The 12,340-nt window shown below is 54.0% G+C and carries 9 protein-coding genes; 4 read left to right on the forward strand and 5 right to left on the reverse strand.

Annotated features, from left to right (window positions below; translation table 11 throughout):
- Positions 1-3: 3 nt before the first annotated feature.
- On the reverse strand, positions 4-4,464 hold the full coding sequence (gene gltB, locus AC534G_RS02645; protein ID WP_137347345.1) for a glutamate synthase large subunit: 4,461 nt from the start codon (positions 4,462-4,464) through the stop codon (positions 4-6).
- Between the two features lie 683 nt (positions 4,465-5,147).
- Here gltB and mnmL point away from each other — a divergent pair.
- The 4 genes from mnmL (at position 5,148) to mtgA (ending at position 10,220) form a co-directional block, all read left to right on the forward strand.
- Positions 5,148-6,077 (forward strand): tRNA modification radical SAM protein MnmL/YtqA, encoded by a 930-nt coding sequence (gene mnmL, locus AC534G_RS02650; RefSeq protein WP_110496730.1) that lies wholly within the window; start codon positions 5,148-5,150, stop codon positions 6,075-6,077.
- A gap of 207 nt (positions 6,078-6,284) precedes the next feature.
- Positions 6,285-8,621, forward strand: coding sequence for an aerobic respiration two-component sensor histidine kinase ArcB (gene arcB / locus AC534G_RS02655; RefSeq protein ID WP_069324404.1), 2,337 nt, complete (start codon positions 6,285-6,287; stop codon positions 8,619-8,621).
- 229 nt (positions 8,622-8,850) lie between these two features.
- Positions 8,851-9,504: an isoprenoid biosynthesis glyoxalase ElbB gene (gene elbB, locus AC534G_RS02660; protein ID WP_110496732.1), complete on the forward strand. Its 654-nt coding sequence runs from the start codon at positions 8,851-8,853 to the stop codon at positions 9,502-9,504.
- Positions 9,501-10,220 carry a monofunctional biosynthetic peptidoglycan transglycosylase gene (gene mtgA, locus AC534G_RS02665; protein WP_038634281.1) on the forward strand — a complete coding sequence of 240 codons (720 nt, stop codon included), beginning with the start codon at positions 9,501-9,503 and terminating at the stop codon, positions 10,218-10,220. The genes elbB and mtgA overlap by 4 nt, the downstream gene beginning before the upstream one ends.
- Positions 10,221-10,286: 66 nt before the next feature.
- Here the strand turns inward: mtgA and npr are convergent, their stop codons facing one another.
- The 4 genes from npr to hpf form a co-directional block, all read right to left on the reverse strand.
- On the reverse strand, positions 10,287-10,559 hold the full coding sequence (gene npr / locus AC534G_RS02670; protein WP_003025086.1) for a PTS phosphocarrier protein NPr: 273 nt from the start codon (positions 10,557-10,559) through the stop codon (positions 10,287-10,289).
- Positions 10,556-11,410, reverse strand: a complete 855-nt coding sequence (gene rapZ / locus AC534G_RS02675) for an RNase adapter RapZ (protein WP_003025085.1) — start codon at positions 11,408-11,410, stop codon at positions 10,556-10,558. Before rapZ ends, npr begins: the two co-directional genes overlap by 4 nt.
- A gap of 45 nt (positions 11,411-11,455) precedes the next feature.
- Positions 11,456-11,947, reverse strand: coding sequence for a PTS IIA-like nitrogen regulatory protein PtsN (ptsN, locus tag AC534G_RS02680; RefSeq protein ID WP_087856899.1), 492 nt, complete (start codon positions 11,945-11,947; stop codon positions 11,456-11,458).
- A gap of 83 nt (positions 11,948-12,030) precedes the next feature.
- Positions 12,031-12,318, reverse strand: a complete 288-nt coding sequence (hpf, locus tag AC534G_RS02685; RefSeq protein WP_038634275.1) for a ribosome hibernation promoting factor — start codon at positions 12,316-12,318, stop codon at positions 12,031-12,033.
- Between the last annotated feature and the right edge of the window lie 22 nt (positions 12,319-12,340).

Genomic DNA, 12,340 nt, shown 5'->3' on the forward strand with positions numbered 1-12,340 from the left:
CCCTTACTGCGCCTGCACACGCAGCTCTGCTGCGCTACGACTACGGTGACCCAACAGTGCTTTCACATCACTGGATTTTGGTTTTACCAGCGCGAATTTCGCTGAGAATGCTGGCCAGTTAGCCAGGATCTCTTCGCCGCGTGAAGAGCCGGTATGTTGTACGTGCTCGGTAATCAGACCGCGCAGGTGTTCTTCGTGAATGGCAAGAGAATCAACGTCCAGCACTTCCACCAGTTCCGGGTTCACGCGCTTGCGGAAATCGCCATCTTCATCCAGTACGTAGGCGAATCCGCCCGTCATGCCTGCCCCGAAGTTAACGCCCGTTTTGCCGAGAATACAGACGATGCCGCCGGTCATGTATTCGCAGCCGTTGTCGCCGATACCTTCCACCACGGTGATTGCGCCGGAGTTACGTACCGCAAAGCGCTCGCCCGCACGACCTGCCGCAAACAGACGACCGCCGGTGGCGCCGTACAGGCAGGTATTACCAATGATGCTCGCTTTATGACTGAGGAATGCGGAACCTATTGGCGGACGAATCGCGATAAGGCCGCCCGCCATACCTTTGCCGACATAGTCGTTGGCATCGCCGGTCAGATACAGCTCCACGCCGCCCGCGTTCCACACGCCAAAGCTCTGGCCTGCAGTACCGTTGAAGTGCGCTTTAATCGGGTCAGATGCCAGGCCCTGATCGCCGTGGGTTTGGGCAATATAGCCAGACAGCGACGCGCCGACGGAACGGTCGGTGTTGCGGATATCGAACCAGAAGGTTTTGCTCTGGCGCTCGTCGACATACGGTTTTGCCTGTTGCAGTAGCTGTGCGTTCAGTACGCCGTTATCAAACGGCGGGTTGTTCTCGGTGCAGAACAACGCCTTACCAGGATGCGGCTCGGCGGTTTCCAGCAGACGCGACAGCTCCAGCTTCTGCTGTTTGGCGGTAAACCCTTCCAGCTCTTTGAGCAGGTCGGTACGACCAATCAGATCCACCAGACGTTTCACGCCCAGCTCGGCCATCAGCTCGCGTACTTCGCGGGCGATAAATTCAAAGTAGTTGGTCACTTTGAACGGCAGACCGTGATAGTGGTTCTTACGCAGTTTGTCGTCCTGAGTTGCCACGCCGGTTGCGCAGTTATTCAGATGGCAAATACGCAGGTATTTACAGCCCAGCGCGACCATTGGGCCGGTGCCGAAACCAAAGCTTTCCGCGCCAAGAATCGCCGCTTTAATGATATCCACGCCGGTTTTCAGACCGCCATCGACCTGCAGACGAATCTTATGACGCAGACCGTTGGCGACCAACGCCTGCTGGGTTTCCACCAGACCCAGCTCCCATGGGCAGCCCGCATATTTCACAGAGGAGAGCGGGCTTGCGCCGGTGCCGCCGTCGTAGCCGGCGATGGTGATCAGATCCGCATAGGCTTTTGCCACGCCGGTAGCGATGGTGCCGACACCCGGTTCGGACACCAGCTTCACCGAGATCATCGCTTTCGGGTTAACCTGTTTAAGGTCGAAAATCAGCTGCGCTAAGTCCTCGATAGAGTAGATATCGTGGTGCGGCGGCGGGGAGATCAGCGTCACCCCCGGCACCGAATAGCGCAGTTTGGCGATGTACGGGGTAACTTTATCACCCGGCAACTGACCGCCTTCGCCCGGCTTCGCGCCCTGAGCGACTTTAATCTGAATGACGTCGGCGTTGACCAGGTACGCCGGGGTTACGCCAAAGCGACCGGAAGCCACCTGCTTAATACGCGATACCTTGTTGGTGCCATAACGCGCAGGATCTTCGCCGCCTTCGCCGGAGTTAGAGTTACCGCCGATGCTGTTCATCGCTTCCGCCAGCGCCTCATGTGCTTCCGGGCTTAATGCGCCGATAGACATGGCTGCGGTATCAAAGCGTTTAAATAATTCGCTTGCGGGCTCTACCTCGTCAATGCTCACGGCTTCATCGCCAGGCGTAATCGCCAGCAGATCGCGCAGCGTGGCTGCCGGACGCTCATTGACCAGCTTGGCATATTCCTGATAGTCGCTGTATTCGCCGCTTTGTACAGCCTGTTGCAGCGTGCGTACCACGTCCGGGTTGTAAGCGTGGTATTCGCCGCCGTGGACGTACTTCAGCAAACCGCCCTGGCTAATCGGTTTCCGCGCCAGCCAGGCATGTTTCGAGAGGTTTAGCAGATCCTGCTGGAAGTCGGTAAAAGCTGCGCCGCTGATGCGGCTGACTACGCCCTGGAAGCACAGCGCCACGACATCATCGTGCAGACCAACGGCTTCAAACAGCTTCGAGCAGCGGTAAGAGGCGATGGTTGAGATGCCCATTTTGGACATGATCTTGTACAGACCTTTGTTGATGCCGTTACGGTAGTTCAGCATCACGGTCCGGTAATCTTTGGCAATCGCCTGAGTGTCGATCAGACGCCCCAGCGTTTCATAGGCCAGATACGGATAAATGGCCGTCGCACCGAAGCCGAGCAGCACCGCGAAGTGGTGCGGGTCACGCGCGCTCGCCGTTTCAACGATGATGTTGGCGTCGCAACGCAGGCTTTGTTCTACCAGACGCGTTTGCACTGCGCCCACGGCCATCGGTGCCGGAACCGGCAAGCGGTTTTTCGCGATGTTACGGTCAGAAAGCACCAGCAGTACCGTGCCGTTACGTACCATCTGTTCCGCCTTATCGCACAAGGCTTTGACGGTCTCTTCAAGCGTGGTTTCGGTCACATCAAAGGTGATATCCAGCCGGTCAGCGCGATAATGCTCCTCTTTCATGGTGGTGAGCTGGGTGAAATCGGAGTACAGCAGGATCGGTGATTTAAAGCTCAGACGGTGTGCCTGACCTTCGGCTTCGCAGAAGACGTTCATTTCGCGACCGATGCTGGTGGCCAGCGACATAACGTGCGCTTCACGCAGCGGGTCGATCGGCGGGTTAGTCACCTGCGCGAACTGCTGACGGAAGTAGTCATAAATGATGCGCGGCTGGCTGGACAGCACGGCAAACGGGGTATCGTCACCCATTGAGCCGACCGCTTCCTGGCCGTTTTCACCGAGCACGCGAATGACGGAATCCAGCTCTTCGGCGCTGTAGTTAAACTGTTTCTGGTAGCTGGCGAGGGTATCATCGTCCAGCTCGCGGCTGCCGACCTGATCGTCAGCCAGCTCTTCGAACGGCACCAGGCGACGAACGTTTTTCTCCATCCACTCTTTGTAGGGGTGGCGGCTTTTCAGGTCATTATCGGTTTCCGCTGAGTGCAGAATGCGGCCGCTGCGGGTGTCGATAACCATCAGCTCGCCAGGGCCGACGCGGCCTTTTTCCACCACTTCATCCGGCTGATAATCCCAGATCCCGACTTCAGAGGCGCAGGTAATCAGCTTGTCTTTGGTGATGACGTAGCGCGCCGGGCGCAGGCCGTTACGATCGAGGTTACAGGCGGCAAAGCGACCATCGGACATGACGATGCCCGCCGGGCCGTCCCACGGTTCCATGTGCATAGAGTTGAAGTCAAAGAACGCGCGCAGCTCCGGATCCATATCCGGGTTGTTCTGCCAGGCCGGCGGCACCAGTAAGCGCATGGCGCGGATGATGTCCATCCCGCCCGCCAGCAGCAGCTCCAGCATGTTATCCATGGAGCTGGAGTCGGAGCCGGTTTCGTTGACGAACGGCGCCGCGTCATGCAGGTCAGGGATCAGTGGCGTCTGGAATTTATAGGTACGGGCGCGCGCCCACTGGCGGTTACCTGTGATGGTGTTGATTTCGCCATTGTGCGCCAGGTAGCGGAACGGCTGCGCCAGCGGCCAGCGCGGCACGGTGTTGGTGGAGAAGCGCTGGTGGAACAGGCAGATGGCCGATTCCAGACGCAGGTCCGCGAGGTCCAGGTAAAAGCGCGGCAGATCCGCCGGCATACACAGACCTTTATAGATATTGACCAGGTTCGACAGGCTACAGACGTAGAAGTCTTTATCTTGCAGGAGGCGTTTTTCAATACGACGGCGAGCAATGAACAGGCGGCGTTCCATATCACGTGGGCGCCAACCCGCAGGGGCGTTAACGAAAATTTGCTCAATACGAGGCAGGGAGGATAGAGCGATTTCACCGAGAACACCTTCGTTGGTCGGCACGTCGCGCCAGCCGACAATCGACAGGGTCTCCTGCTGTAATTCTTCTTCGACTATGCGGCGAGAGGCTGCCGCCAGTTCGGCGTCTTTATTTAAAAAGATCATGCCGACGGCGTAGTTTTTGGCTAAACGCCAGCCGCGCTCTTGCGCCACGATGCGGAAAAAGCGATCCGGTTTTTGTAACAGCAGGCCGCAACCATCGCCGGTTTTTCCATCGGCAAGAATTGCGCCACGGTGCTGCATGCGGGCCAGTGCGTGTATGGCGGTACGCACTACCTTGTGGCTAGGTTCGCCTTCTATGTGGGCGATCAGGCCGAAACCACAGTTATCCCTCTCAAGAGATTTATCGTACAACATATGAGTGAACCTCCCCAGGCTCTGCGGGATTCCCATCTGAACCGTTGCGCACGGGCACTCCAAGAGCATGGCGACGGGGTTTGCGTGCATACGCTTACCTCGCATTCGCCCTCTTTATCCTTTTCGCACAGGTCAAACAAGTTTGAGGACTTGCTTCAGAGGGAATCTCAATTACTGCATAAATATGATGAGCAGGCTGCTCATCCAGAAAGCTTCCAGCGGATTTCCACGTTATCGGGAATCCACACACAGGTCAAATGGCAATCTTATTTATGCAAAAATGTGCTATGGGACAATTAACTTTATGAAATTGCTGAAATAAAATGGTTTTTTACATAGGTTTAACGTAGGGGGAACGGTCAGGGAAGTGTGATCTGTCTCACTGTCAGAACGGCTGTATATCCCTCGTCCTGCCTTTGTTTATCAAGATGTTTGGCATTTTATGCTGGTTTTTAAAGTTTTGGCGTCTTAAAGATACTGTTTTTATGCAAAGAGTATAAGAAGATAAAAAAAAGAGTCGAATATAAGGAAAAGTAATTACATTTTTAGTGAATGAAATTTCGATTATTTTGATTTGTTATGCAATGAATAAAGGCTCGCCAGGGCGATTGATCCAGGTCATCGCCGACTGGGGCAAAAAATGGCAGGCTTTGGCCTCTTTTCAAGGCGCGGTCTACCAGATTATGCAGTTACAGAAATTAGTCAATATGTTTGGTGGGGATCTTTCTCGCCGTTATGGACAAAAGGTTCATAAACTCACGCTGCACGGCGGCTTTAGCTGCCCAAATCGCGATGGCACCATCGGGCGCGGCGGATGTACTTTCTGTAATGTTGCCTCGTTTGCCGATGAAGCGCAGCAGCACCATTCCATAGCCGAGCAGCTTGAACATCAGGCGCACCTGGTCAATCGCGCAAAACGCTATCTGGCCTATTTCCAGGCCTACACCAGCACCTTTGCTGAAGTACAGGTGCTGCGTTCGATGTATCAACAGGCGGTCAGCCAGGCCAGTATCGTTGGGTTATGCGTTGGGACACGCCCCGACTGTGTGCCGGAAGCGGTGCTTGATCTGCTTTGCGAGTATAAAGATCTGGGCTATGAAGTGTGGCTGGAGCTCGGTCTGCAAACCGCGCATGACAAAACCTTGCACCGAATTAACCGCGGCCATGATTTCGCCTGCTACCAAAACACCACGCGGCTGGCGCGCGAGCGCGGGCTGAAAGTGTGCTCGCATCTGATCGTCGGTCTGCCGGGAGAAGGGCAGGCAGAATGTCTGCAAACCATGGAACGCGTGGTGGAGACGGGCGTTGACGGTATTAAGCTGCATCCGCTGCATATTGTGAAAGGCAGTACGATGGCAAAAGCCTGGGAAGCCGGGCGGCTGAACGGGATTGAACTGGACGACTACACGATTACCGCAGGTGAGATGATCCGCCATACGCCGCCGGAGGTGATTTATCATCGTATTTCCGCCAGCGCGCGTCGCCCAACGCTGTTGGCGCCGCTATGGTGTGAAAATCGCTGGACGGGGATGGTCGAACTGGATAAGTACCTTAACGAGCACGGCGTGCAAGGCTCGGCGCTGGGTACGCCGTGGGTGCAACTGGGGAGCTAGTATGTAGGCCTGATAAGGCAAAGCCGCCATCAGGCAATCTGCGCCTGCTTGCCTGATGGCGCTTCGCTTATCAGGCCTACGATGAACTTATCCGGCCTACCGCCTACCCGGTCATTTCACCGATAACCGCCGCATTTCTTGCACAATCTTCAACGTCACGCTGAGAATTGAGTATTATTGTGCCAAGTTGTCGTGAAGGAACCCTCTATGAAGCAAATTCGTATGCTGGCGCAATATTATGTCGACCTGATGATGAAGTTAGGTCTGGTGCGCTTTTCGCTGCTATTAGCGCTGGCTTTGGTCGTGTTGGCAATTGTGGTGCAAATGGCTGTCACCATGGTGCTGCATGGCCAGGTAGAAAGCATTGATGTCATCCGCTCTATCTTTTTTGGTCTGTTAATTACCCCCTGGGCCGTCTATTTTTTGTCAGTGGTGGTGGAGCAACTGGAGGAATCCCGGCAGCGTCTGTCACGGCTGGTGCAAAAGCTGGAAGAGATGCGCGAGCGCGATCTCAAGCTCAATGTGCAGTTGAAAGATAATATCGCCCAGCTCAATCAGGAAATTGTTGAGCGCGAAAAAGCTGAAGCGGAGCGTCAGGAAACGTTTGAGCAACTGAAGGTCGAAATCAAAGAGCGCGAAGAAGCGCAGATTCAGCTTGAGCAACAGTCTTCATTTTTACGCTCTTTCCTTGATGCCTCGCCGGACCTGGTCTTTTATCGTAATGAAGATAAAGAATTTTCCGGCTGTAACCGCGCCATGGAGTTGCTGACCGGCAAGAGCGAAAAGCAACTGGTGAATTTGAAACCGGCTGACGTTTACTCCCCTGAGGCGGCTGAAAAAGTTATTGAGACCGACGAGAAGGTGTTTCGTCATAACGTCTCGCTCACCTATGAACAGTGGCTGGACTATCCGGATGGACGCAAAGCCTGCTTTGAAATTCGTAAAGTGCCTTACTACGACCGCGTCGGTAAACGACATGGCCTGATGGGCTTTGGTCGCGATATTACCGAACGTAAGCGTTATCAGGACGCGCTTGAACGCGCCAGCCGCGATAAGACCACGTTTATTTCCACCATCAGTCACGAGCTGCGTACGCCGCTGAACGGTATTGTTGGCTTAAGCCGGATCCTGCTGGATACGGATTTGACCGCCGAGCAGGAAAAATACCTGAAAACTATCCACGTCTCAGCCGTGACGCTGGGCAATATTTTCAACGATATTATCGATATGGATAAGATGGAGCGGCGTAAAGTCCAGCTCGATAACCAGCCGATCGATTTCACCAGCTTTATGGCGGATCTGGAAAACCTCTCTGGCCTGCAGGCGCAGCAAAAAGGGCTGCGTTTTGTGCTTGAGCCAACGCTACCGTTGCCGCATAAAGTGATTACCGACGGCACGCGTTTGCGCCAGATTCTGTGGAATCTGATCAGCAACGCCGTGAAGTTTACCCAGCAGGGGCAGGTGACCGTGCGGGCGCGCTATGACCAGGGGAATATGCTGCATTTCGAGGTAGAAGATTCCGGGATCGGCATTCCGCAGGATGAACAGGATAAAATCTTCGCCATGTATTATCAGGTGAAGGACAGTAACGGCGGCAAACCGGCAACAGGAACCGGGATTGGTCTGGCCGTATCAAAGCGTCTGGCGAAAAATATGGGCGGCGATATTACGGTCTCCAGCCAGGCTGGTAAAGGCTCTGTCTTTACGCTGACTGTGCATGCGCCTGCGGTAGCGGAAGAGATTGAAGACGCTTTTGAAGACGATGACATGCCGCTGCCCGCCCTGAATGTCCTGCTGGTGGAAGACATTGAACTGAACGTCATTGTCGCGCGCTCAGTGCTGGAAAAACTGGGTAATAGCGTGGATGTCGCCATGACCGGGAAAGCCGCGCTGGAAATGTTCACGCCGGGTGAATATGACCTAGTATTGCTGGATATTCAGCTACCGGATATGACCGGGCTGGATATCTCCCGCGAGCTTACGCAAAAATACGCGCGTGAAGATCTGCCGCCGCTGGTGGCCCTTACCGCCAACGTTCTGAAAGATAAAAAAGAGTATCTGGATGCGGGAATGGACGACGTGCTGAGTAAGCCGCTGTCAGTCCCGGCTTTAACCGCCATGATCAAAAAATACTGGGATACCCGAAACAAAGAGGAGAGCACTGTGACATCTGAAGAGAGCAGTAAATCGCAAGCGCTATTAGATATTCCTATGTTGGAACAATACCTCGAGCTGGTGGGACCGAAGTTAATTACCGACGGGCTGGCGGTGTTTGAGAAGATGATGCCGGGATATTTGAGCGTGCTGGAATCCAATCTGACTGCACGTGATAAAAAAGGCGTGGTTGAGGAAGGTCATAAAATTAAAGGTGCGGCAGGTTCGGTGGGGCTGCGCCATCTGCAACAGTTAGGTCAGCAAATCCAGTCGCCAGATCTTCCAGCCTGGGAAGATAACGTTGCTGAATGGATTGAAGAGATGAAGCAGGAGTGGCAGCACGACGTGGCGGTACTAAAAGCCTGGGTGGCGAGTGTGGAAAAAAAATGACCCCGGCTTGACCGGGGTGCGCGAATACTGCGCCAACACCAGGGAAATCGTGGCTGCGCCGTAACTTATTGTCATTGTGTACAAAGGCACAGCCCTATTTTTCAGGCCGCACGCAGTTAAGATAGCAAATCTTAAATAATTTGTTACATGAATCAGTTAAATGTGTGAAGCGTAGCATTTAAATCATAATAACTAATATGTTTCAGCCAGTTGAGAAAGGAGTATCACGATGAAAAAAGTGGGAGTCGTGCTCAGCGGATGCGGTGTGTATGACGGTGCAGAGATCCATGAAACCGTACTCACGCTGCTGGCCATTGCCCGCAACGGCGCGCAGGCCGTCTGCTTCGCACCGGATAAACAACAAGCTGATGTGATTAATCATCTGACCGGTGAGCCGATGTCGGAAACACGCAATGTCCTGATTGAAGCCGCTCGCCTCACACGCGGCGAGATTCGCCCGCTTGCTCAGGCGGTTTCAACGGAACTGGATGCGTTGATCGTGCCGGGTGGGTTTGGCGCCGCCAAAAATCTGAGTAATTTTGCCAGCCAGGGCAGCGAATGCCGGGTTGACAGTGATTTAGCCGCGCTGGCAGTTGCCATGCATCAGATGGGGAAACCGTTGGGATTTATGTGTATTGCGCCCGCCATGTTACCCAAAATTTTTGATTTTCCGCTGCGTCTGACCATTGGCACGGATATCGATACGGCAGAGGTACTGGAGGAGATGGGCGCTGAACATGTGCCTTGTCCGGTTGATGACATTGTCGTTGATGAAGACAACAAAATCGTTACCACGCCCGCCTATATGCTGGCGCAGGATATCGCTCAGGCCGCGAGTGGCATCGATAAACTGGTCTCGCGTGTGCTGGTGTTGGTTGAATGAGAACAGGCGTTACCGCTTTTCTGCGGCGTATCTTTCTACGAGCGGTTATCGTCCTCGCCGTATTCTGGGGCGGGGGCATCGCCCTTTTCAGCGTGATGCCGGTGCCGTTTTCGGCGGTGATGGTCGAGCGGCAACTGGGCGCATGGTTATCCGGTGATTTCGGGTATGTGGCGCACTCGGACTGGGTGAGTATGGATGAGATCTCACCGTGGATGGGGCTGGCGGTGATTGCCGCCGAGGACCAGAAGTTCCCTGACCATTGGGGATTCGATGTCTCTGCCATCGAGAAAGCGCTGGCGCATAATGAACGTAATGAAAACCGTATTCGCGGGGCGTCAACGTTATCGCAACAGACGGCAAAAAACCTCTTTCTGTGGGATGGACGTAGCTGGGTGCGTAAGGGCCTTGAAGCCGGGCTCACGCTGGGGATGGAAACGGTCTGGAGCAAGAAACGTATTCTGACCGTCTATCTGAACGTTGCGGAGTTTGGCGACGGCATTTTTGGCGTGGAGGCGGCGGCGCAGCGGTATTTTCATAAACCTGCCAGTCGCTTAAGTATGTCTGAAGCGGCCTTGCTGGCGGCGGTCCTACCTAATCCTTTACGTTTTAAAGCGAATGCGCCTTCGGGTTATGTGCGTAGCCGTCAGGCGTGGATTATGCGCCAAATGCGCCAGTTAGGCGGTGAGTCGTTTATGCGGGAAAATAAGCTGTATTAGCTGAGTTATTGCCGGATGCGGCGTAAACGCCTTATCCGGCCTACTGGCTATGTTCTGTGTACTCGATTAATCTTCGTCAAACCCTGAATTAAACAGGGCAACTACCGCGGCCAGAGCTTCAACTTCCTGCGGGCCTGTGGCTTCAACTTCTATCTGCCGCCCCTTCGCAGAATCCAGCATCAGCAGCGCGATAACGCTGTTTGCCTCGGCTTCCGTTCCTTCATCATTACGCAGCAAAACTTCTGCTTCGAAACCCTGCATCAATTCAAAAAGTTTCATTGCTGGCCGGGCATGCATGCCCAGCTTATTAGTGATTTCAACGGTTTGCTTCACGGTCATGATTTACGTTTTTCCAGCGTACGATGGCGTGACTGCACGTTTTTACCGCGTGAGCGGAAGTAGTCTGCCAACTGCTCTGCAATATACACCGAACGGTGTTTCCCGCCGGTACAGCCGATGGCTACAGTGAGGTAGCTGCGGTTGTTGGTCTCCAGCATGGGTAACCATAGCTCAAGATAGCTGCGGGTCTGGTAGATAAAATTGTGTACTTCTGTGTGCCTGTCGAGGAAGGCGGCGACAGGGCGGTCAAGACCGGTCATCGGACGCAGCTTCGGATCCCAGTGTGGGTTGGGCAGGAAGCGCACGTCAAAGACGTAGTCCGCGTCAATCGGGATACCGTGTTTGAAACCAAAGGATTCGAATACCATCGTCAGTTCACGTTCACGTTTGCCCAGCAGTCGGGTACGCAGCATTTCCGCCAGTTCGTGTACGGACATTTCGGAGGTATCAACAATCAGGTCTGCGCGGGAACGCAGCGGCTCCAACAAATCGCTTTCTTTATCGATAGCGCTTTCCAGCGACAAGTTTTTGCTGGAGAGGGGGTGTAAACGACGCGTGTCGCTGTAGCGGCGAATCAGCGTGTTACGGTCAGCATCAAGGAACAGCAACTGCGGTGAGAAGCCTTCAGGCAGATTGTTCATTGCCTGCTCGAAAATCTCCGGGGATTCCGGCATGTTACGCACATCAATGCTGACGGCCGCAGAAATCTGGCGATCGGCCAGTGTACGAGCCAGATCGGGCAACAGCACTACGGGAAGGTTATCCACGCAGTAAAAACCCATATCTTCCAGCGCACGCAGGGCAACGGATTTGCCTGACCCTGAACGACCGCTGACGATCATCAGTACCATGTACTGTTTCTCCTCACAACGACAAAAAAGGATGCCATTGGGTTGTTATGCGTCATCCTGTCCACCTTCGGTGTCCGTGATGATTTGATACAACTCCTGGTCACTCTGTGCGGCGCGCAGGCGACGGCAGATGGCTTTATCTGCCAGACGTTTGGCGACCAGCGATAATGTATGCAAATGCGTCTTGGTTTGGTCTGCCGGGACCAGCAGGGCGAAAAGCAGATCGACGGGCTGATTATCAATGGCGTCGAAGGCGATGGGCGTTTCGAGTTGCACAAACACGCCAACCGCGCGCATCGTGTCTTCTTCCAGCTTGCCGTGCGGGATGGCAATACCATTACCGATGCCGGTACTGCCCATTTTTTCACGCGTCAGAATGGCTTCAAATACCACCTGAGAGGGCAAGCTGAGCTGTTTTGCCGCCAGTTCACTGATGATTTCCAGTGCGCGTTTCTTGCTTTGGCAGTGAACGGCCGCGCGCGTACATTCCTGGTTAAGAACATTGCTCAGTTGTAGAGTCGTATCGTTATTTGTCATAATTTCACCTAAGCGCTAACTGTACAAATGGCCCGTTGTGCTGCACAACAGGCCGTCCTGCACCCGCTAACTGCCCGGACAAGTTAGTGCTGTTTCAGTTTATCTTTATGTTTTGTTAACTGCCGAGCCAGTTTATCAATTAAACCGTCAATGGCGGCGTACATATCCTGACCTTCCGCGCTGGCATGAATTTCGCCACCGTTTACATGCAGTGTTGCATCCGAGATATGTGTAACCTTCTCCACTTTCAACACAATATAGACCTGATTAATCCGGTCGAAATATTGTTCAAGCTTGGCGAATTTGGTATTAACAAACTCGCGCAGAGCTTCCGTGATTTCGACGTTGTTTCCAGTGATGTTGAGCTGCATAGTGTCTTCCTTATCGGTTGGG

It is taken from the genome of Citrobacter sp. CRE-46, from assembly GCF_059615875.1.